Origin of the sequence: Alkalibacillus silvisoli, assembly GCF_039521975.1 — a bacterium.
GTDB classification, from domain to species: Bacteria; Bacillota; Bacilli; order Bacillales; family Alkalibacillaceae; genus Alkalibacillus; species Alkalibacillus silvisoli.
In genome coordinates this window covers 61,606-81,655 of the sequence record NZ_BAAACZ010000015.1, presented here as the reverse complement: position 1 = coordinate 81,655, position 20,050 = coordinate 61,606, and the positions used below count along the sequence as shown (strand labels likewise).

At 41.3% G+C, this 20,050-nt stretch carries 22 protein-coding genes, 7 tRNA genes and 2 pseudogenes; 19 read left to right on the top strand and 12 right to left on the bottom strand.

Going from position 1 to position 20,050, the window contains the following annotated elements; genetic code table 11:
• Positions 1-17: 17 nt before the first annotated feature.
• The 11 genes from ABDZ63_RS09735 to ABDZ63_RS09685 all read right to left on the bottom strand — a co-directional run bounded on the left by ABDZ63_RS09735 (position 18) and on the right by ABDZ63_RS09685 (position 4,822).
• Positions 18-1,259: a CdaR family protein gene (locus ABDZ63_RS09735; RefSeq protein ID WP_343783330.1), complete on the bottom strand. Its 1,242-nt coding sequence runs from the start codon at positions 1,257-1,259 to the stop codon at positions 18-20.
• Complete coding sequence (cdaA, locus tag ABDZ63_RS09730) at positions 1,252-2,073, bottom strand: diadenylate cyclase CdaA (protein WP_343783329.1); 822 nt, start codon at positions 2,071-2,073, stop codon at positions 1,252-1,254. Before cdaA ends, ABDZ63_RS09735 begins: the two co-directional genes overlap by 8 nt.
• A gap of 161 nt (positions 2,074-2,234) precedes the next feature.
• On the bottom strand, positions 2,235-2,795 hold the full coding sequence (locus ABDZ63_RS09725; protein WP_343783328.1) for a sigma-70 family RNA polymerase sigma factor: 561 nt from the start codon (positions 2,793-2,795) through the stop codon (positions 2,235-2,237).
• Positions 2,796-2,989: 194 nt separating this feature from the next.
• The gene (rocF, locus tag ABDZ63_RS09720) at positions 2,990-3,892 is read right to left on the bottom strand and encodes an arginase (protein ID WP_343783327.1); all 903 of its coding nucleotides are present in this window, start codon (positions 3,890-3,892) and stop codon (positions 2,990-2,992) included.
• 304 nt (positions 3,893-4,196) lie between these two features.
• Positions 4,197-4,272 (bottom strand) — tRNA-Ala (locus ABDZ63_RS09715).
• Between the two features lie 22 nt (positions 4,273-4,294).
• A tRNA-Lys gene (locus ABDZ63_RS09710) sits at positions 4,295-4,370 on the bottom strand.
• A 16-nt stretch (positions 4,371-4,386) separates the two neighbouring features.
• A tRNA-Gln gene (locus ABDZ63_RS09705) sits at positions 4,387-4,461 on the bottom strand.
• 3 nt (positions 4,462-4,464) lie between these two features.
• Positions 4,465-4,550 (bottom strand) — tRNA-Tyr (locus ABDZ63_RS09700).
• Between the two features lie 5 nt (positions 4,551-4,555).
• A tRNA-Thr gene (locus tag ABDZ63_RS09695) sits at positions 4,556-4,632 on the bottom strand.
• 12 nt (positions 4,633-4,644) lie between these two features.
• Positions 4,645-4,720 (bottom strand) — tRNA-Val (locus ABDZ63_RS09690).
• A gap of 30 nt (positions 4,721-4,750) precedes the next feature.
• Positions 4,751-4,822 (bottom strand) — tRNA-Glu (locus ABDZ63_RS09685).
• A 441-nt stretch (positions 4,823-5,263) separates the two neighbouring features.
• Between ABDZ63_RS09685 and ABDZ63_RS09680 the strand changes: the two genes are divergently transcribed.
• From ABDZ63_RS09680 to merA, 17 genes and pseudogenes are all read left to right on the top strand, one after another.
• Positions 5,264-5,593 carry an ArsR/SmtB family transcription factor gene (locus tag ABDZ63_RS09680; RefSeq protein ID WP_425541977.1) on the top strand — a complete coding sequence of 110 codons (330 nt, stop codon included), beginning with the start codon at positions 5,264-5,266 and terminating at the stop codon, positions 5,591-5,593.
• A 54-nt stretch (positions 5,594-5,647) separates the two neighbouring features.
• The gene (locus ABDZ63_RS09675; RefSeq protein ID WP_343783325.1) at positions 5,648-6,046 is read left to right on the top strand and encodes an ArsI/CadI family heavy metal resistance metalloenzyme; all 399 of its coding nucleotides are present in this window, start codon (positions 5,648-5,650) and stop codon (positions 6,044-6,046) included.
• 114 nt (positions 6,047-6,160) lie between these two features.
• The gene (locus ABDZ63_RS09670) at positions 6,161-7,459 is read left to right on the top strand and encodes an arsenic transporter (RefSeq protein WP_343783324.1); all 1,299 of its coding nucleotides are present in this window, start codon (positions 6,161-6,163) and stop codon (positions 7,457-7,459) included.
• A gap of 20 nt (positions 7,460-7,479) precedes the next feature.
• The gene (arsC, locus tag ABDZ63_RS09665) at positions 7,480-7,893 is read left to right on the top strand and encodes an arsenate reductase (thioredoxin) (RefSeq protein ID WP_343783323.1); all 414 of its coding nucleotides are present in this window, start codon (positions 7,480-7,482) and stop codon (positions 7,891-7,893) included.
• 144 nt (positions 7,894-8,037) lie between these two features.
• The gene (locus ABDZ63_RS09660; RefSeq protein WP_343783322.1) at positions 8,038-8,457 is read left to right on the top strand and encodes a MerR family transcriptional regulator; all 420 of its coding nucleotides are present in this window, start codon (positions 8,038-8,040) and stop codon (positions 8,455-8,457) included.
• Positions 8,450-8,722: a thioredoxin family protein gene (locus tag ABDZ63_RS09655; RefSeq protein ID WP_343783321.1), complete on the top strand. Its 273-nt coding sequence runs from the start codon at positions 8,450-8,452 to the stop codon at positions 8,720-8,722. The genes ABDZ63_RS09660 and ABDZ63_RS09655 overlap by 8 nt, the downstream gene beginning before the upstream one ends.
• A gap of 219 nt (positions 8,723-8,941) precedes the next feature.
• On the top strand, positions 8,942-9,268 hold the full coding sequence (locus tag ABDZ63_RS09650; RefSeq protein WP_343783320.1) for a four-helix bundle copper-binding protein: 327 nt from the start codon (positions 8,942-8,944) through the stop codon (positions 9,266-9,268).
• 62 nt (positions 9,269-9,330) lie between these two features.
• Positions 9,331-10,317, top strand: coding sequence for an ABC transporter ATP-binding protein (locus tag ABDZ63_RS09645; RefSeq protein ID WP_343783319.1), 987 nt, complete (start codon positions 9,331-9,333; stop codon positions 10,315-10,317).
• A 17-nt stretch (positions 10,318-10,334) separates the two neighbouring features.
• On the top strand, positions 10,335-11,081 hold the full coding sequence (locus ABDZ63_RS09640) for an ABC transporter permease (protein ID WP_343783318.1): 747 nt from the start codon (positions 10,335-10,337) through the stop codon (positions 11,079-11,081).
• 69 nt (positions 11,082-11,150) lie between these two features.
• Positions 11,151-11,858, top strand: a complete 708-nt coding sequence (locus ABDZ63_RS09635; RefSeq protein ID WP_343783317.1) for a thioredoxin domain-containing protein — start codon at positions 11,151-11,153, stop codon at positions 11,856-11,858.
• Entirely contained in the window at positions 11,855-12,259 is a 405-nt protein-coding gene (locus ABDZ63_RS09630) for a disulfide oxidoreductase (protein WP_343783316.1), read from the top strand. Before ABDZ63_RS09635 ends, ABDZ63_RS09630 begins: the two co-directional genes overlap by 4 nt.
• 27 nt (positions 12,260-12,286) lie before the next feature.
• Positions 12,287-12,448 carry a hypothetical protein gene (locus tag ABDZ63_RS09625; protein WP_343783315.1) on the top strand — a complete coding sequence of 54 codons (162 nt, stop codon included), beginning with the start codon at positions 12,287-12,289 and terminating at the stop codon, positions 12,446-12,448.
• A 37-nt stretch (positions 12,449-12,485) separates the two neighbouring features.
• Positions 12,486-12,629 carry a cytochrome c biogenesis CcdA family protein gene (locus ABDZ63_RS15850; protein ID WP_486300818.1) on the top strand — a complete coding sequence of 48 codons (144 nt, stop codon included), beginning with the start codon at positions 12,486-12,488 and terminating at the stop codon, positions 12,627-12,629.
• A gap of 54 nt (positions 12,630-12,683) precedes the next feature.
• The gene (locus ABDZ63_RS09620) at positions 12,684-13,112 is read left to right on the top strand and encodes a cytochrome c biogenesis CcdA family protein (RefSeq protein ID WP_486300817.1); all 429 of its coding nucleotides are present in this window, start codon (positions 12,684-12,686) and stop codon (positions 13,110-13,112) included.
• Between the two features lie 215 nt (positions 13,113-13,327).
• A complete protein-coding gene (locus ABDZ63_RS09615) occupies positions 13,328-13,654 on the top strand; it encodes a heavy-metal-associated domain-containing protein (RefSeq protein ID WP_343783314.1) in 327 nt (108 codons plus the stop codon).
• Between the two features lie 120 nt (positions 13,655-13,774).
• Complete coding sequence (locus ABDZ63_RS09610; protein WP_343783313.1) at positions 13,775-14,050, top strand: thioredoxin family protein; 276 nt, start codon at positions 13,775-13,777, stop codon at positions 14,048-14,050.
• A 432-nt stretch (positions 14,051-14,482) separates the two neighbouring features.
• A pseudogene (gene merA, locus ABDZ63_RS09605) lies at positions 14,483-16,122 on the top strand (mercury(II) reductase).
• Between the two features lie 114 nt (positions 16,123-16,236).
• Here merA and ABDZ63_RS09600 read toward each other — a convergent pair.
• Positions 16,237-16,994: pseudogene (locus ABDZ63_RS09600) on the bottom strand (arsenic resistance protein); the annotation flags it as partial.
• 266 nt (positions 16,995-17,260) lie between these two features.
• On the opposite strand from ABDZ63_RS09600, the gene ABDZ63_RS09595 reads away from it, so the two are divergent.
• Both ABDZ63_RS09595 and ABDZ63_RS09590 read left to right on the top strand, forming a co-directional pair.
• Positions 17,261-17,638, top strand: a complete 378-nt coding sequence (locus ABDZ63_RS09595) for an ArsR/SmtB family transcription factor (protein ID WP_114374043.1) — start codon at positions 17,261-17,263, stop codon at positions 17,636-17,638.
• Entirely contained in the window at positions 17,610-19,760 is a 2,151-nt protein-coding gene (locus tag ABDZ63_RS09590) for a heavy metal translocating P-type ATPase (RefSeq protein WP_114374045.1), read from the top strand. The genes ABDZ63_RS09595 and ABDZ63_RS09590 overlap by 29 nt, the downstream gene beginning before the upstream one ends.
• The last annotated feature ends 290 nt before the right edge of the window (positions 19,761-20,050 follow it).

Here is a 20,050-nt window from a genome sequence, read left to right as displayed (position 1 = left end):
ATATCATTCGTAGTTGTTTATTCGATTCTAACTCTTATTCGCTCTTGTTCTGATGAAAGTCGAACATCTTCTGGCCCATCCAACTGTACATTAGCATAAAATTCACCTTCAACTTGACCATCAACATCAATCCAAACTCTAATATCTTCTTGGGCAAGGTCATCTAGATCACTTTGAGTACCAATTAATTGGACATCAACTAACGGGTCTTCTGGCTCAATAAACGTTAACTCTTGGTCATCGTTTAAGTTTTCAACTTCAACCTCAACATCTTCCCATGTTTCCTCAACGGCTTCTTCTACCACCACTTCTACTTCCACAATTTCCGGGTCAACTCTTGAGATGTCAGGTGGAACTGGTAAGTCAAATTCCAAAACAGTTGATTCTTCTATTTCTGATAAATCAATTTCAATTGGATCAAGTATATTAATTTCACCTAATCGCTCAATACTACCAAACAAAGTAGCCGAAACTGGGTTTAAATCGATACCTTGAAGAACTAGGTCATCATCAAGTTCTCCAACCGTTTCGAAGGTAAGTGGGTATCTCTTTTCATTTACCGAAACATCTGCCTCGACATTAACAGTCGATGGGTCGACGTAAACATTTAATTCATTTCCTTCAGCATCGTATACTCTTATTGGGGCATCTGACACTTCACCTTCCTGAGCTAGTTCAGAGAAACTTACAAAGGCTTTTACCATAGCTATTCGGTCTACTTCTGCATTCGAGCCCGTAACTTCAACTTCTTCTGGGGCCACTTCAGGCTCACCTGTAAATTCATCAAACTCTCCTTCATCTTCATCACGCCCATAGAAGTCAACTTCAACAGGAAACGAAACGGTAGAGCGCTCTTCAATCGTAACTTCGACTGTTCTTGGTTCTATATAGACTGATAATTGACTGGATATTCCCGAATGGGTCACTTCTACTTCATGTTGGCCCGTACCTAACTCATTTAAATCAACAAATACATCAAAGTTTCGTTGGCGAACCGTTTGTGTAATGACACTTCTAGGGCCTTCAACTGTTACATTAACGGTATCAGGTACACCTCTAACAACGTAATCTTCCTCTTCTAAATCTACATGGAGTGGTACATTTTCCATTGTTTCAACATCTGATGAACCAGTTGGAAGAAAGATATCATTTGAACGCGATGTATTGGCTTCATCAATGGCTACAGTTGTATATAACAAAATCGCAAGAAACAATGATACGATTCTTGTAAACCACGGGCTTTTAATCCAATTATCCATTTCGCTTCCCCCTCCAGCTCCAAGACTTTGAAGAAGACATGCGTTCTTGAGGATTTAGTTCTTTCATTAATAACTTACGAAGAGACTCTTCATCTAGTTTTCGATGAAGTTCACCGTTTTTAGTTGCGGAAATGTTCCCAGTCTCCTCAGAAACGATTAACGTTAATGCATCAGTAACCTCGCTAACTCCCATAGCTGCTCTATGTCTTGTCCCTAACTCTTTTGAGATAAACGGGCTTTCACTTAACGGTAAATAACAAGCTGCAGCAACAATCTCATCACCCTTTATAATGACTGCTCCATCATGCAGTGGTGCGTTAGGAATAAAGATGTTTGTCAGTAGTTCACTCGTTAACCTACCATTTACCAAAACACCTGTTTCAACATAATCACTCATTCCCGTTTCACGTTCAATCGTTATTAAAGCACCAATTCTCCTTTTACCCATATAATTACATGATTTAACAATAGCATCAATTTGTTCGTTTATTGCTTTTTCCTCTGATTGGGTGTTTCTCGCAAAGAAGCTTCCACGACCTAGCTGTTCTAAAGCACGACGAATTTCAGGTTGGAATAAGATGATCACCGCAAGGAAACCCCAGGTGATAGCTTGATAAACCAACCATTGGACAGTCTTCAATTCTAATATCGAACTGAAAAACCAGATCCCTAATACAACAAAGATCCCTTTTAACAACTGGACAGCCTTTGTTCCTCTTATCACTGAAAATAACTTATATATAACGAACCATACAAGAGCAATATCAACAACGATCCTGAGCACTTGTAATAGGTCAAGTTCTTCCCACAACATGCCTACACTTCCTTCACGCACAAATATTCATAAGAAGCTTAATAAATCTCTTTCATTATATCATATTTTAAAATGACTTAAATCAATGTATATTTAATAAATTCCTATTTCTTCTTACTTGAAGTGATTCTCACACTAGATGCTAACCATTGAATTATTGATTAGTGCTTAATTGTCGCTAACATCCTCTGTTTTAAAGCTTCTTTACCCCTAAAAATTCTAGTTTTAACTGTACCGACTGGGATATTCAATTCAATAGCAATTTCATTTAGTGAGAACTCGCTAAAATACCGTAATAAAATGACCGACCGATATTTAGGTGCTAATCCTTTAATATAATCCCATATCAACTGGTTTTGCTCTTGATAAATCATATTCTCCTCAGGCGTTAATACCTGACTTTCTAATTGTTCTAGTTGTGTTGAGTGCTCTGTTCCTTTAATCACTTGATCAAGAATAGCAATAGGTTTCTTTTTCCGCATCCGATCAATACATAAATTTGTCGCGATCCGGAACAACCATGGTTTTATTTGATTGATTTCTTCAAATTTATAAAGATGTTGATAAGCTTTCAAGAATGTTTCTTGCGTGACTTCCTCAGCATCATAAAAACAACCAAGCATCCGGTAACAATGACGGTATAATTCATGATCATAGGTTGAAACAATATCCTCAAGTAATTTATTATCTTTACACCTTGTAGTCTCCCCATCAACCTCCATAATTCTCCCCCTAACGAACAATCCACTTCTATAATTATACATCAACTGCCAATTTTTGAGAATTGGCAGTTGTGCATTTCTTAAATCATAATAATAAGTTTTTTCGTGTCGCCACGTTCGAATGACCATTCTTTAAAGGCAAAGATTTCAGCGAACAAAAAAACCGAGCACAATTTTATGCTCGGCAAAATTAATTATAAATATTTTTCTCCAAATGTAGCAGCTATTATGTCAGCAGCTACTTCTGCGGTCTTATTTTGATCATCTAAAAGAGGATTGACTTCTACAACTTCAACAGACGTAAGTACCTCTGCATCATGTAACATCGACATCGCCATATGGGTTTCACGATATGATGGTCCCCCAACTACTCGTGTTCCAGTTCCTGGGGTATGTAATGGGTCAATTCCATCAACATCTAAACTTAAATGGACTCCATCCACTCGCCCTTTCAAGTACTGAATAGCTTCTTTCATGACATTTTCCATTCCTTTTCTTTCAATGTCATACATGGTATACACTTTAATTCCCTGCTCTTTAATAAAATCTCGTTCACCATCATCAATAGAGCGAGCGCCAATTATAATAGTATTTTCTGGTTTTACTTTCTTTTGATTACCGTTAATCGAAGTTAATTGTTCATCTCCTACACCTAAATTAACTGCTAAAGACATACCATGAATATTTCCAGATGGAGAAGTTTCTCCTGTATTTAAATCCGCGTGCGCATCAAACCAAATAACGCCTAATTGATCATAAAACTCATACAAACCAGCAAGTGTCCCAATCGCAATACTATGATCGCCCCCTAGGATTAAGGGAAACTCACCTTTTTTCTTAACGAGTTTAACTTCTTCAGCAATTTGCTGATTTCCCTTCACTACTTCGTCTAAGTTTTTCAAATTAGTTTTGGGATCCTGTTTATCTGATCCCTCATTTTTTATATTAATATTACCATAATCATTATAAGTGATATTTAACTGATCTAACCGTTTTGCAAGCCCAGCATATCTAATTGCATTTGGTCCAAAATCTACACCAAGGTTAGGTTGTGCAATTGTTATAGGTGCGCCTATTATTCCGACATTATTCTTCATCTATAAACCTCCTTTAAGCCTGGAATCATTTTATATCCAATTATAAAATGGTTCAACTGGACAAAATCATGAATAAATATGCAATTTTGAATACGCTTTCAACTGCATTGTATCAATACTTTAGGGTTTTATTGGCCTGCAATTAACCTAACCAAGATCGTTATAATTAACTTCATAAAAGTTAACAGCAGCAGTAGCCTTTGTATTAAATAGTTTGAACATAATCATTTTGCTTAAGCATATAATCTATCTAAAATAAAAAAAGTTGCTCCCCATAACAGGAAACAACTTTAAATCAAATATATGGTGGAGCCTAGCGGGATCGAACCGCTGACCTCCTGCGTGCAAAGCAGGCGCTCTCCCAGCTGAGCTAAGGCCCCTGACTTACTTACTATGTATAAGTGGTGAGCCATGGAGGATTCGAACCTCCGACCCTCTGATTAAAAGTCAGATGCTCTACCAACTGAGCTAATGGCTCACATTAAAAATATAAATGGCTGGGCCACCAGGATTCGAACCTGGGAATCACGAGACCAAAACCCGTTGCCTTACCGCTTGGCTATGGCCCAAAATGGTGGAGGGGGACGGATTCGAACCGCCGAACCCAAAGGGAGCGGATTTACAGTCCGCCGCGTTTGGCCAACTTCGCTACCCCTCCATATATGGTGCCGACCGAGGGACTCGAACCCCCAACCTACTGATTACAAGTCAGTTGCTCTGCCAGATTGAGCTAGGTCGGCACTGTACTGAAATGGTGGAGGATGGCGGGCTCGAACCACCGACCCCTTGCTTGTAAGGCAAGTGCTCTCCCAGCTGAGCTAATCCTCCAAAGCACATGTCGTGCAGTATTATGTAAAATGACCCATAGGGGGTTCGAACCCCTGTTACCGCCGTGAAAGGGCGGTGTCTTAACCACTTGACCAATGGGCCGTATAATTTCGATCACAAAGCTTCCTACCGGGCTTGAACCGGTGACCTCATCCTTACCATTGATGGGAAGGGGTTTAAAATCGTTTTTGATCATTTTACCGTATCACTATAAAAGGAGCATTAACCCTTGATATAAAGGGATAATTTTGGACCTTTTAAAATCAATAAAAATGGTATTGTGCCAAAAAATGATCCAGTTTCGAATGTTGTGGTGCCAAATTTGTGCCGCTAATGTTTATTGATAATTTAGTTCTTTACTGGGTAAAAGTTTATTTACTATAAATTTCTATACTGAAACCGCAATCGGGCATTTGCTAAATAGAAATATCTCGCTACACGATTGTTGAAGAAAAGAGATATATCAAATTAACTTGATTTATTGTCAGCACTTATGGTACTATTCCATTAATCAATAATATTTGATGGAAGGAGTGGATGATTTTGAAGGTAGTATCACCCGTTGATGAACTCTCCGTTAATACTTTAGAGAAGTATGAACATACGTTTAAGGCCTTAGCAGATAAAAAACGATTGCATTTACTTCATCTGTTGAGTAGAAGAGGAAAAACTTGTGTCTGTGACCTTGAGGAAGAGTTAGATATGAGTCAGTCTAAGCTGTCATACCATCTAAAAATACTAATGGATGCTAACCTTTTAGCGAGAGAAACCAAAGGTACATGGAGTTTTTATGAGATTAACGAATTGGAAATGGATCGGGTACTCTCAGATGAATTATGTTGTGTGTTTAAACCTGGATTCAATAAGTGTTAGTAACTTTTTGAATCCAATAAATCAAAAAAAATTGATGATATAGGAGATGTATGTATGACCAACGTGCACATCGGGTTAAACGTGAAAGATTTAGAGAAGAGTAAAGCCTTTTATGAAAATATGCTCGGCGCTACGCCTGCAAAGGAAAAGCACGATTATATTAAGTTCCTAACGGTTGATCCAAATTTGAACTTAATATTAACACCGAAAGAACAAGTGGAAGGAAATCAGATTAACCATTTAGGCGTACAGTTGGAAAGCAAAGATGAAGTGACCCAACATAAAGAAAGGCTTGAAAAAGTTGGGTTCTTTGCTCGAGAAGAAATGGATACAACATGTTGCTACGCTCTCCAAGATAAGTTTTGGGTTACGGATCCTGATGGTAACGAGTGGGAATATTTTTATACAAAGGATGACGTAGTAGAAACTGAAGATACATGTTGCGCAGGTTAATTTCCCATGCAACTTTTATGTAATCATGAAGGCGGCCACTGGCTGCCTTTAATAGGGTATATACCATACTCTTAGAGAAAGAAACACTTGATATAGTAAGGGAGAACGCATACGTTGATTTCAATCATTTTAGCATCTGCTATATTTATCATTACGCTCGTTTTGGTCATCTGGCAGCCTAAAAACCTTGATATTGGTTGGTCTGCCTGTGGTGGTGCCATTGTCGCATTACTTCTCGGTGTTGTTTCTTTTGGCGATGTCATTGAAGTTACAAGCATTGTTTGGAATGCGACCTTAACGTTTGTTGCCGTTATTATTATTTCTTTAATTTTGGATGAGATAGGCTTTTTCGAATGGTCGGCCCTCCATATGACGCGTGCGGCCAAAGGAAATGCCGTGCTCATGTTTGTATATGTCTGTATCTTAGGTTCCATCGTCGCTGCATTTTTCGCCAATGACGGTGCGGCTTTAATTCTAACGCCTATTGTTTTGGCGATGGTACGTTCTTTGAACTTTAACGAAACGATGGTGTTTCCATTTATTATTGCGAGTGGATTTATTGCCGATGCCACCTCGCTACCGTTGATTGTGAGTAACTTAGTCAACATTGTTTCGGCGGACTTTTTTGGGATTGGATTTATTGAATATGCAACACGGATGATTGTTCCTAACTTCTTTTCATTAGTGGCCAGTATTCTTGTTTTGTATCTATACTTTAGAAAGAGCATTCCAAAACGATACGATTATGAAAAACTGGAAAAGCCTGTAACAGCCATTAAAGATGAAAAAATGTTTCGGATCTCGTGGTTTGTTTTAGCAGTATTATTAATTGGATATCTCGTTAGTGAGTTCCTACATATTCCTGTATCCATTGTTGCCGGGATCATCGCACTTATTTTCTTAGCGATTGCTAGCAAAAGCCCTGCTGTTGCAACACGATCAGTGATAAAAGGTGCGCCATGGAACATTGTCTTTTTCTCGGTTGGGATGTATGTCGTCGTGTTTGGTCTGCAAAATGTTGGCTTAACGGATGTTCTAGCTTCAGGACTTGAATATGTTGCCGAGCAAGGCGTTTTTGCGGCAACCAACGGTATGGGCTTTTTAGCAGCTATTCTGTCTTCGATCATGAACAATATGCCAACGGTCATGATCAATGCCATAGCGATTGATACGACAGCTGCAACGGGATTGATGAAAGAAGCAATGGTTTATGCAAATGTGGTCGGTTCAGACTTGGGGCCAAAAATTACCCCGATTGGTTCGTTAGCAACATTATTGTGGCTACACGTCCTTACTCAAAAGGGTGTAAAAATTTCCTGGTGGACGTACTTTAAGACAGGCATTGTCATTACATTACCCGTCTTATTTATCACCTTACTCGGCCTCTATCTCTGGTTAATGATCATTAGTTAAAGAAAAGGAGTGAACCCATCATGTCGAAAAAAACGATCTATTTTATTTGTACAGGGAACTCATGCCGCAGCCAAATGGCCGAAGGGGCCAAACATTATTTAGGTAAGGAATGGCATGTGTACAGTGCAGGTGTCGAAGCTCATGGTTTAAATGCAAATGCAATCAAAGCCATGGACGAAGTCAATATTGATATTTCTAATCAAACATCAGACGTTATTGATACGAACTTATGGAATGACGTTGATATGATTGTGACGCTTTGTGGTGATGCGGCGGATCGTTGTCCGATGACACCGTCGCATATACGCCGTGAACATTGGGGATTTGATGATCCGGCGAAAGCTGAAGGATCAGAGGAAGAGAAGTGGCGTGTATTTCAACGAGTACGGGATGAAATCGGCCACCGTATACAACAATTTGCGAAAACGACATGATAAGTTCATGAAATTTATATGAACACTACTTACTATCTGTTAAAGAATTATCATGCGTATGAATTGAATCATTCTTTTTTTAAAAAGCTCTTGACCCTGTAGTTGGGTACAGACTCTATAATAATAACTGAGGAGGGAAAGGACATGAATGGTCTAACGATAAGTCAAATAGCAAAAGGCTCTAACGTTAATATTGAGACAGTGAGATATTATGAAAAACGTGGACTTATCTCTGAACCTCCTCGGACAGAATCTGGTTACAGAATGTTTCCGAAAGAGGTGATTCAAGACATTCAATTTATTAAACGCGCCCAAGATATCGGATTTACTCTAGAGGAAATTAAAAAGTTGCTATGTGCTTCTAATAACGAAAACTTTCAATCAGAGGAAATGTATCAATTTGCGAATAATAAAATCCAAGAAATTGATTCAAAAATACACGAGTTTATACAGATGAAATCATTATTAGAAGAATTAGCAGCAAAATGTCCAGGTTCAGGTGTCCCGAAAGACCAATGTCCAATCATTACAAACCTATCTAAAGGAGAGATCGAAGATGGCTGAAAAATTAGTTGAAGTATTTACGTCAGGTTGCCCTATCTGTGAAAGGACTGTAAAACAAGTCAAAGACCTTACGCAATACAGTGAGCATGAAGTTGTTGTGTATGATTTGAATAAGAAATGTGACACAAACGAATGTGAAGATAAAGCTAAAGAGTATGGGGTTCAATCGATCCCAGCGGTTGCTATTGACGGGAAATTAGCGGATTGCTGCAGCAATAATGGGGTTAATTTCGATACTTTAGAAGCAGAGATACTAGGTAAATAATTCACCGAAACAGGGGAACAATTTGTGTATATTTACGGCTGTTAATCTACAGCAAGGTGCTTCACAGGCGCTTTCCTTTAATTAAGGATTGCGTCCTTTTTATGTTGAATAAGAATTTCTTGCTAATGTATTAGTTTAATAAATGACAAAGCCCTTGACCCTGTACAGTACAACAGACTTTATGATAATAGGCAACAGGTTAAAGGGAGGTGAACGATTTTGAATACAGAACTTCAAAAGTGTATTGAGTTGTGCCGTGAATGTGTAACAGCCTGTGAAAAGTGCTATACAGAATGTCTGGATGCACCGGATGTGCAAGAGAGAACGGAGTGTCTCCAACTGGTGAGAGATTGTGCCGACATTTGTGTATTGACTGCTCGGTTCATGGCCCGGCAGAGTGAGTTCAGTACAGAACTTCACCAAGTATGTGCCTCTATTTGTGAGGCGTGTGCTGAAGAATGCGCCAAATTTGATGATGAGGCATGTCAACAGTGTGCCGAGATATGCCGTCAGTGTGCATTACAATGTCGCCAGATGGCAAGCTAAATATAACTTAATATGGCTCAGTCATCATACTGATCGAACAGTGGGTGATGACTGAGTTTATCATGTATACAAAAGGTAAGAAGGAGATGGATATGACTCAAACGATCCTGAATGTAGAGAACTTAAGTAAAACTTTTTCAACAAAAAACAGTCAAATTGATGTCGTTCGTGATGTGAATTTCGAAGTGAACCGTGGAGAGATTTTTGGCTTTTTGGGGCCTAACGGTGCGGGAAAGACGACAACGATGGGGATGCTGACCACGCAAATACGTCCGACAAGCGGTGAGATCATTCTGGCTGAAAAATCGATTTGGGGAAACCTCACCGATACGCGCAAGCGAATCAGTATCGTCACTCAGCATAACAATTTGGATCGGGGTTTAACCGCTCGGGAGAACCTTTTGTTTCATGCTCGTTATTTTAATTTACCTTCGGATGAGGCAGCTAAACGAGCGGATCGTTTTCTGGATTTAATGGATCTTACCGAACGGGCGGATGATCGAGTAGTCAATTTTTCAGGGGGCATGGCTCAACGTTTGAAGATTGCCCGAGCTTTGATGCATGATCCAGACATCCTCTTTCTGGATGAACCGACGACAGGTCTTGACCCCCAATCCCGGGTACTGCTGTGGGAGGAAATCAAGAAACTGAATGCCCAAGGAACCACTATCTTTTTAACGACGCATTATATGGAGGAACCAGAACAACTATGTGACCGGGTCGCGATTCTTCATGAAGGCCAATTAAAAGCGTTGAATACACCGGAAGAACTCAAGAAATTGGTGCCCGGGCAAAATGTGGTTTCCGTTCGTACAGGTGATGTCAGAGATGAATTGCTTTCCGAAGCCAAAACGTTACCTGAAGTTGAAGATGCGACCGCTGAAATGGGAACCTTGCGTTTTTATATGAAAGATGCCACACCAGACCTGGGTGAACTGGTGAAGTGGTTGAGAAGCCAGGACGTAAACATCTTGAGTATGAATCTGCACTTAAGTACGCTCAATGATGTGTTTGTCCATCTGACCGGAAAGGGGTTGGAACAACGATGATGTCATCTTTTTGGGCTATGGTACAGCGTGATCTTCTCGTTACGTTTCGCGATTTTTGGGAATTTGCCTATCGTGTGGCAATGCTTCCCTTTATGTTTATTCTGCTTTTCGGATTTATTTTGCCCACGATTGGTCAGGTACCGGAAGGATTCCCAACGCTCATGTTTGCCGGTATTCTCGGCATGAGTGTGATGGTGTCCGGTATTCACAGCGTTGCGATCCCCATTTCTCTGGATTTTGGAACGACCCGTGAAATAGAAGATCGGTTATTGGCCCCGTTACACCCTCGCTATGTAGCGTTTTCCAAAATGACGATAGGGGTTCTGGAGGCCTGGCTGGGAGGATTGATTGTGTTGCCCTTGGCTTGGCTGATTATGGGGGCAAACTTAAGTGTTACCTTTGAAAATGTGGGCTATTTTGTGCCCATCTTGATTTTAGCCGGGCTCACTTCGGCATCTCTCGGCCTTCTTTTGGGTACAATCGTTAAACCTCCGCAAATCCCGGCGCTATTTCCCGGTTTTTTGATTCCCATGGTACTCTTGGGAGCGACCTTTTTCCCTTGGCCAGAACTAAGCGCTATTCCTTGGTTGCAGGTGTTAGTTTTAATCAATCCGCTCCTCTATGTGAGTGAGGCTTTTCGAGCCATTTTCACACCTGAAATCAGTCATATGCCGGTTGAGTATAGTTTGTTGGGGATGGCCCTGTTTACGGTTTTGATGGCCTGGGTAGGCACTCGAAGGTTTGTAGGCATGTCGATTCGATGAGGGGCGATAGTATGACAGGTGGTGGCTGATTTTAATGGTATTTTTTAGCCCCAGTTCAGTGTTATAAATGTGCCAGAGGTGAAAGAAGTGGCGAATACAAAAAGAAAAACACAATCAAAAACAGCACCTACAAAAATGCTCGTCATCCTTACACTTGCCCTTGTCATTGTCATGGGGGCATTATTGTTCGTCGTTAATAGTGGTGGCAGTACGATAGCGGATGAAGGATCTCCACCGATTGAGGATGTTCCGACGGCCGGAGATGAATCAGCACCGGTCTCAATTGTAGAATTCGGAGATTATAAATGCCCGGGCTGCTTATATTGGGATAGCGAGATCGTGCCCCAGCTTTATGATGACTACGTTGATAACGGAGATGTTTCTTTTTCATTCTATAATTATATTGGGTTCGGTGAGGAATCCTTACAGGCTTCCTTGGCTGCACTGACCGTTCATGAAGAAGCCCCTGAGCAATTCTGGAATTACCATCACGCGCTTATGCAACAAGCAGGACAGGAAGGCTCTCAAGTTACACAAGATATGCTCTTGAATATAGCCGAAGAACACGCGTCGGACGTGGACCAGGAAGAACTTGAGAACGCGATTGCTAACGAGGAAATGCTGCACCGGATTGAAGATGACCATGAGGTGATCGAGGAGTATGGCGTCCAGGCTACTCCCATGATTATGGTGAATGATAAAGTCATCGATGATCCTTTCGACTATGATGAAATTCAAGAAATGATTGACGAGGAATTGGCGGCAGCCGAATCATGATGCGGCAAAGCCTTTTCCTTTACGCCGCCTGGATCGTATCGATAATCGCGACAATTGGAAGTTTATACTTTAGTGAAGTTGAAGAATTTATTCCATGTGAAATGTGTTGGTATCAGCGAATAGCCATGTACCCCCTTGTGGTTATTCTCGGGATTGCGACTTTCCGCTCTGATTTTGGCGCTCGCGTTTACGCGCTTCCTTTTTCAATCATCGGCGCTATCACGGCAGCGCTTCATTACGCCGAACAGAAAATACCGGGGTTTGGCGGTGTGTCTCCCTGTGCCTCGGGCGTGCCATGCAGCGCGGAATATATTAACTGGTTTGGGTTTATCACGATCCCATTTTTAGCACTCGTTGCTTTTGTAATAATAACTATCTGTTTATTGTTTGTACGGAGATGACAACAGAGGTAAAGGCGGGGAAATGCTTTGCAACGTATCGGCCGAATGTATGTTATATCCGCGCTTTTCTTGCTAAACGATTGCCAAGCTGATGAGGAAATGGTGAATGATAAAGTCATCGATGATCCTTCCGGCTATGACAAAATTCAAGCAGTGATTGACGAGGCATTGGCAGCTGCTGAACCATGACCCCGATGACAAAACGTATGTTGGGAGGTTCAGCGATATGGACGACGTTTCATTAGGAATAGCTTTCATGGCAGGGCTGGTATCTTTCTTTTCTCCCTGTATTTTTCCGCTCGTTCCCGCCTATTTGGCACATTTGACAGGAACCGATGTTTCTGCAGGGGAAGTTCATGCGGATCGATGACTGATTTTTTCCCGAAGCATCGGCTTTATCTTAGGGATTACCGTCATTTTTATTTTGCTTGGTGCCTCAACAACACTGATTGGTGCCGCCTTCTCCCAGTACGGGAACGCCATCCAGCAAATTGGAGGCATTATCATTATTCTGTTTGGGCTGCAAATGTCTGGCATCATTACGATTCGCGCTTTGCTTTCAGAGAAAAAAGTTGCTAAACCACCGAAAAAGACCACAAGCTTCATAGGGTCTGTTGGTTTTGGTATGGTGTTTGCATCTTGTTGGACACCTTGTATTGGGATAGTCCTTGGTTCAATTTTAACCCTGGCGGCAAATTCCGGAACCATGATGGCGGGAACAAGTATGCTGTTCATTTATTCCATGGGACTGGGACTCCCGTTTCTTGGGGTTTCATTACTGTATGCGCAATCTTTGCATAAGCTCAGCTTTCTCAATCATTATCGGTTAAGAAGGTTAGCGGAATTATTATGATTCTACTGGGCATTCTCCTCTTCACTGGGCATTATCAAGAAATTTCTATGTATATGAGTCGTTTCGTTCCTTCTTGGATGATGTGAATGCCGCGAATTTCTTTTAAACCATTCATAAAGTGGAGGATATCCATATTCGGGTAGATGGATTCGTGAACAACCTGTGCAAGATTTTATGGATATATTTGATCCGAATTTATCAAAGGAGCGAGTGATATGGGTTTTTTTAAAAAATTCTTTGGTTTGGAAGAACCAGAACCGGTAGTGTATCCGGATATTCCCGAGAATATGCAAGGCGTATTGATGAAAAAGATCGGTATGCATTGTGCGTCCGGGTGCAAAACCCTCGTGGAGGGCGCACTTAAAGAAGCAGAAGGTGTGCAGGATTTTGTCGTCGAAGCGCCACCGCAAGATTTGGCTTTCGTCGTTTTTGATCCTGATAAAACAAATACGGACAAGCTCAAAGACGTGATCATTGGATCCGGATACAATGTCAGAAGGATGGAAAAGATAAAAGTGTCCTGTAATGTTGACTCTGGATGATGGTATAGGCTTTGTAATAGCAGGGTATGAGGAAAACAAATTATTAGGAAATAGTACCAGCAAAAAGTACAGGTTTAGGTGTTCCTAAAGACCAAAACCTTTCTAAAGGAGATATTGAAGATGGCTAAAAAGTTAGTTGAAGTATTTACGTCAGGTTGCCCTATCTGTGAAAAGACTGTAAAACAAGTCAAAGATCTTACTCAATATAGTTCCGATCATGAAGTTGTTGTGTATGACTTGAACGAGAAGTGTAAAACCAACGAATGTGAAGATAAAGCTAAAGAGTATGGGGTTCAATCGGTTCCAGCGGTTGCTATTGACGGGAAATTAGCGAATTGCTGCAGCAATAATGGGGTTAATTTCGATACTTTAGAAGCTGAAATACTAGGTAAATAATTCACACAACAGGGGAACAATGCGTGCATATTTACTATTTACGGTTTTTAATCTGCAGCACCGTACTTCACAGGCGCTTTCCTTTAATTAAGGATTGCGCCTTTTTAAGGATGGAAATCCTGAACAGTAATATGGAGTTATGTCTATACTGGCTAGCACCTATACTAAACTTAAGATGGCCTTTCATAATACGAATGGGTGCAAATGGAATAATTGAGCCCACTCTTGGAAAAGGGTTATAGTGGAATAATGGAGATCGAAAAGTCTCTGGAGCATCCGATAAAACTGTATTTCCATGGCAAGCATTTTTTAACTGCTTTACAATTACAATGAAATCCGACAAGCGTTTGAAAAAGTAGAATATGGACTAGAGAGCAAAAATAAGGTGGTACGAGCTGCACGAAAACATTTTTGAGAAAGGTGGAAAAAACATTGAATCATATTCGTATAAACATTCAGGGAATGACCTGTACAGGCTGTGAAGAACATATTGCAGTATCCCTTGAAAAAATCGGAGCGGAACATATTGATGCCAACTATCGTCGAGGAGATGTCACCTTTGAACTCCCCGAAAATGTGGAAATTGAAACGGCCAAAAAAGCCATTGATGAAGCCAAATACCAACCTGGACAAGCTGAAATCTTACAATCGCAGGAAAAACCTATTTTAGGTGATGACGAAGATTACGATTTTTTGATTATCGGTTCGGGAGGTGCGGCATTTTCTGCGGCCATCAAAGCTAGCGAAAACGGTGAGAAGGTTGCCATGGTGGAACGAAGCACAGTCGGGGGAACATGCGTTAACATCGGTTGTGTACCGTCAAAAACCATGCTTCGTGCCGGTGAAATCAACGGTGTTGCCCAAAACACTCCATTTAACGGGGTTCAAACGAGTGCCGGTCCGGTTGACCTGCCCAATTGACCGAACAAAAAGATGAATTGGTTAATCAAATGCGTCAAGAAAAATATATAGATCTGATTGATGAATATGGATTTAACCTTATTCGTGGTGAAGCCGAATTTATAGACGATAAGACAATACAAGTGAATGGGCAAAGCATCACAGCTAAAAGCTTTTTAATTGCAACGGGGGCCCCTCCGGCCATTCCGGACATCCCTAGGATGGGTGAGGTGGATTATTTAACAAGTACAACCGCACTTGAATTAAAAGAGATGCCAAAACGCTTGGCAGTGATCGGTTCTGGGTATGTCGCCACGGAATTGGGCCAAATGTTTCACAATCTAGGAACGGAAGTCACCCTTATGCAAAGAAGCGATCGTCTATTTAAAATGTATGATCCTGAAATTTCGGAAGCCATCGGTGAAGCCTTAACTGAGCAAGGACTTAATCTGATCACCGGAGCCACTTATCTAAGAGTAGAGCAAAAGGGTAATAGGAAAAACGTTTATATTGAAGTGAACGGTGAAGAACAAGTAATCGAAGCCGATCAAATCCTTATAGCAACAGGAAGAAAGCCTAACACAAAGGCTTTAAATCTTGAAGCAACAGGCGTGAAAACGGGCAAAAAAGGCGAAGTGTTGACCAACGAATATTTGCAAACGAGCATTAACCGAATATATGCCGCGGGTGATGTTACTCTCGGTCCACAATTCGTTTACGTTGCGGCTTATGAAGGTGAAATTGTGGCAAGTAATGCGCTCGGCCTGACGAAACGCAAAATTGACCCTCGCTTTGTTCCCGGTGTCACCTTTACCAACCCATCGATGGCTACAGTCGGCTTGACAGAACTACAGGCAAAAGAACAAGGTTATGATGTCAAAACATCGGTCCTTCCGTTGGACGCTGTGCCACGAGCCCTAGTCAATTACGAAACAACTGGGGTTTATAAACTGGTCGTTGACGCCCAAAATCGTAAATTGATTGGAGCGCACATCGTTAGCGAAAATGCAGGTGATGTCATTTATGGGGCGACCTTGGCGGTGCAATTTGGATTGACTATTGAAGACCTAACAAACAGCTTTGCGCCTTATTTAACAATGGCTGAAGGATTGAAACTCGCAGCCTTAGCGTTTGATAATGACGTGTCGAAATTATCTTGTTGCGCAGGTTAATTTATATCACTGGTCTTTTGGGAAAGGCCATATTCTGGAATACGACTGCAAACTAAGAGACATTATCGCAAAGTAAAAAGAACTTTAAAAACAGCTCTCTTTGGATTGGTTGCTTTATTTCCTTCTTTTCCCTCTGAATGAAAGTAAGATTCGAGATACAATAGCTAATATAGGCAGCTCAATGAGAGGTCCAATGACTAAGACTAATGCAATGAGTGGTTGATCTGGAAAGGCTGCTATTACGATCGCTAAAGCAATAGGGGAATTCCGTGCAATTATGGTTAGACTTAGACTCACTGTATCTTCATAAGAAAACTTCAGTGCTTTTCCAACAGTTTGTGCGACAACAACGTTAATGACAAAAAATAGCACGACTGGAATCAATAATATTAAAATGACCTCTAGATTGTTCATTAAATAAGATCCTTCTGAAGCAAACATTACTGTAATAGCTAATGCCAAAAAAATAATTTGGGCCGAAGAGAAAAAGGGAATCAGTTTATCGTTTAAAAATGTTTTTTCTTGTTCTTTAATAAATAACGCGATAATTGAGCGATTGCAAATGGTACGACTAAAACCAATACTACACTTTCGATAACGGTTGAAAGGGAAACAGATTCCATAGTACCTACAAAGATAAACAGATACACGGGTATCAATAACACTTGCAGAATTAAATTGATGGGTAATACAGAGGTCGATAATGACATGTTGCCTTTAACGATTTTTGTAAATACTAAATACCAGTCTGTACATGGCGTCACCATGAACATGATACATCCTAACCATAATGCAGGATAGTCGGCGAGGAAAATAGCACCAAGGCCCCATGCTAGTAATGGCATCCAAACAAAATTGATAATGGTACTTGTGGGGTCAGTCAACTTCCAGCCACTTACCTCATCAATGAGGATGGCGAGGTGATCTTGGAGCATATTGGAGGAATGACAGAAGAAAATGTCCAAGACTATATGGAAATGGTTGATCCGGCTGCTTCATCCTGAGGCAGTCGATTCTTTTGTATATATGTAAGTTGGTCATGTTGTTCATATGGGATGTTATACAAATATTAATTGACAATTAATGAAATGAAGCATAGTATTATAATCAAATGATTATTAGAATGTAGGTGAAGGATATGAAAACGAAAGAAAAACAAGATCAATGTGAGGTTTTTTGTTATGACGAAGAAAAGGTTCAACGATTATCTCCCCTCATCGAATCCGAAACCTTTACATTCACAGGGGATATCTTTAAAGCGTTATCTGATGAGACACGATTAAAAATAGCTTATACATTAACGCAAGAGACTGAACTCTGCGTTTGTGATGTAGCCCATATTATCGGAACAACGACGGCCACGGCTTCTCATCATCTCCGTCACCTCAGAAACTTACGCATTGCGAAAAGCCGCAAGAAAGGGAAATTAGTATTTTATTCCTTAGATGATCACCATGTCACAGAACTCATCGCAACGGCTATGGCGCATGGCCGGGAGGAGGTCCATCGTGGCTGATCATACCGAAAAAACTGATTACCGCGTCCAAGGCTTTTCGTGTGCCAATTGTGCCAATACGTTTGAAAAGAATGTTCAACGATTAGATGGGGTGAACGATGCAAAGGTGAATTTTGGGGCTTCAAAGATCACTGTTTACGGCTCCACAACGAAGGAGGAATTGGAGAAGGCCGGTTCCTTTGAAAATTTGAAAGTCCAATCAGAACATGCACCTGATGAATCGGAATCAACCCGTCAGCCATCCTTTTTCCAAAAATATCAAACCGTAATATTAGCCATCCTCTTTTTTGGTTTTGGAGTGGCCTCTCAAGTCATCAATGGTGGAGATAACCTCCTCACTTGGCTTGCTTATGCCACTTCAATGGTCGTTGGGGGCTATACCCTCTTTAAGACTGGGCTTATGAATTTAATGCGCCTGCGATTTGATATGAAGACGCTAATGACTGTGGCTGTCATCGGGGCGGCCATTATCGGAGAATGGGCGGAAGGAGCCCTTGTGGTCATTCTTTTTGCCATTAGTGAAGAACTCGAGGGATTCTCCATGGATCGAGCTAGACAATCCATTCGTTCGCTCATGGATATTGCCCCCAAGGAAGCGCTTATTAAACGAAACGGGCAAGAGATGAAAATCCATGTCGACGACATTGCGATTGGGGACATCATGATTGTCAAACCGGGGCAAAAAGCGGCCATGGATGGCGTTGTTGTATCCGGTCATTCCTCGATAAATCAGGCAGCTGTTACCGGCGAGTCTATTCCTGTCGAAAAAAAACTCGATGATGAGGTTTTTGCGGGGACATTGAATGAAGAAGGATTCCTGGAAGTTCGTGTCACCAAGCATGTCGAAGATACGACCATTTCAAAAGTGATCCATCTCGTGGAAGAAGCACAAGCGGAGCGTGCGCCGGCCCAAGCTTTTGTGGATCGATTTGCGAAGTATTATACACCTGCCGTTATGGTTTTAGCTATGCTTGTGGCAGTTTTGCCGCCATTGGTGATGGGAGCATCTTGGGAAGCATGGATTTATCAAGGGCTTGCTGTTTTGGTCGTGGCTTGTCCGTGTGCACTTGTGATTTCAACCCCGGTTTCCATCGTTACAGCCATTGGCAATGCGGCTAAGAATGGCGTTTTAATTAAAGGTGGCGCTTATTTAGAAGAAGCCGGGTCGTTAAAAGCGATCGCTTTTGATAAAACAGGAACCTTAACCAAAGGGGTTCCGGTCGTTACGGATTTTTCCCTTTTTCACCCGGGAAATGAAGATAAGCTATTAGCCAAAGTCACTGCGTTAGAGTCACGATCCCAACATCCTTTAGCTTCGGCCATCGTCGATCAAGCCAAGCAAGCGAACATTTCTTACCACCATCATGAGGTTCATGATTTTACTTCGATCACAGGAAAAGGGATCAAAGGTACGATCGATGGGACGACGTACTACGTTGGGAACCTAAGTTTATGGGAAGATGTGCTGGGATATGTCATTGATCCGGACATTCGTCATTCCCTTGAAGGCCTTCAAAAGCAAGGGAAGACAGGAATGTTTGTTGGGACGGATCAGTCTGTATTAGCTTTGATTGCCGTTGCTGATGAAGTTCGTGACACGAGCCAAGAAGTCATCTCGAAACTCCATGACATCGGTATTGACCAAACAATTATGCTGACGGGTGATCATCAAGACACGGCGTCTGCCATTGGTAAGCAAGTGGGTGTGACCGATGTTCAAGCCAACCTTTTACCGGAAGATAAATTATCATATGTTAAAGCATTTAGAGAAAAGTATCGAAAAGTAGCTATGGTTGGAGATGGCGTTAATGATGCCCCTGCCTTGGCTGCGTCCAATGTAGGCATAGCTATGGGGGGAGCGGGTACTGATACCGCATTAGAAACCGCCGACGTTGCCTTGATGGGGGACGATTTACAGAAACTCCCCTATACGATGAAACTGAGTCGCCGAGCGTTGCGCATTATTAAACAAAACATCAGTTTTTCTCTGGGTATTAAGTTCTTGGCGCTTTTATTAGTGGTACCAGGATGGTTAACCCTTTGGATTGCGATCTTAGCGGATTTAGGGGCGACGCTCCTTGTGACAGCAAATGGACTACGTTTGTTGCGGGTAAAAGAATAAAACGATGGGCGTTAGGGAAGTTCTTAACGCCCTAATTTTCATGTAAAACATTGAATGATTATGATATTAAACACAAATTGGGCTGCGACATTTTTTTGTTTGCTGAAAACACCCCAAAGAGAAAACGTCGATATCTCATGTGTTTAGTGTGCGCGTATATATTCGAGGAGGTAGTGTAATTCTAATTTACACTATAACGTTGTTTGTATTCGGCGGGAGTTGAGTGGGTGCTTATTTAAGTCATGGGGCCTTATAAATTTCAAGCTCTTTTGAGTTAACAAATCGAAAGG

Coding starts and splice junctions, on each gene's coding strand:
- ABDZ63_RS09735 (WP_343783330.1), bottom strand. CDS start 1,259: ATGGATAATTGGATTAAAAGCCCGTGGTTTACAAGAATCGTATCATTG.
- cdaA (WP_343783329.1), bottom strand. CDS start 2,073: ATGTTGTGGGAAGAACTTGACCTATTACAAGTGCTCAGGATCGTTGTT.
- ABDZ63_RS09725 (WP_343783328.1), bottom strand. CDS start 2,795: ATGGAGGTTGATGGGGAGACTACAAGGTGTAAAGATAATAAATTACTT.
- rocF (WP_343783327.1), bottom strand. CDS start 3,892: ATGAAGAATAATGTCGGAATAATAGGCGCACCTATAACAATTGCACAA.
- ABDZ63_RS09675 (WP_343783325.1), top strand. CDS start 5,648: ATGACCAACGTGCACATCGGGTTAAACGTGAAAGATTTAGAGAAGAGT.
- arsC (WP_343783323.1), top strand. CDS start 7,480: ATGTCGAAAAAAACGATCTATTTTATTTGTACAGGGAACTCATGCCGC.
- ABDZ63_RS09660 (WP_343783322.1), top strand. CDS start 8,038: ATGAATGGTCTAACGATAAGTCAAATAGCAAAAGGCTCTAACGTTAAT.
- ABDZ63_RS09655 (WP_343783321.1), top strand. CDS start 8,450: ATGGCTGAAAAATTAGTTGAAGTATTTACGTCAGGTTGCCCTATCTGT.
- ABDZ63_RS09645 (WP_343783319.1), top strand. CDS start 9,331: ATGTATACAAAAGGTAAGAAGGAGATGGATATGACTCAAACGATCCTG.
- ABDZ63_RS09640 (WP_343783318.1), top strand. CDS start 10,335: ATGGTACAGCGTGATCTTCTCGTTACGTTTCGCGATTTTTGGGAATTT.
- ABDZ63_RS09630 (WP_343783316.1), top strand. CDS start 11,855: ATGATGCGGCAAAGCCTTTTCCTTTACGCCGCCTGGATCGTATCGATA.
- ABDZ63_RS15850 (WP_486300818.1), top strand. CDS start 12,486: ATGGACGACGTTTCATTAGGAATAGCTTTCATGGCAGGGCTGGTATCT.
- ABDZ63_RS09615 (WP_343783314.1), top strand. CDS start 13,328: ATGGGTTTTTTTAAAAAATTCTTTGGTTTGGAAGAACCAGAACCGGTA.
- ABDZ63_RS09610 (WP_343783313.1), top strand. CDS start 13,775: ATGGCTAAAAAGTTAGTTGAAGTATTTACGTCAGGTTGCCCTATCTGT.
- ABDZ63_RS09595 (WP_114374043.1), top strand. CDS start 17,261: ATGAAAACGAAAGAAAAACAAGATCAATGTGAGGTTTTTTGTTATGAC.
- ABDZ63_RS09590 (WP_114374045.1), top strand. CDS start 17,610: ATGGCCGGGAGGAGGTCCATCGTGGCTGATCATACCGAAAAAACTGAT.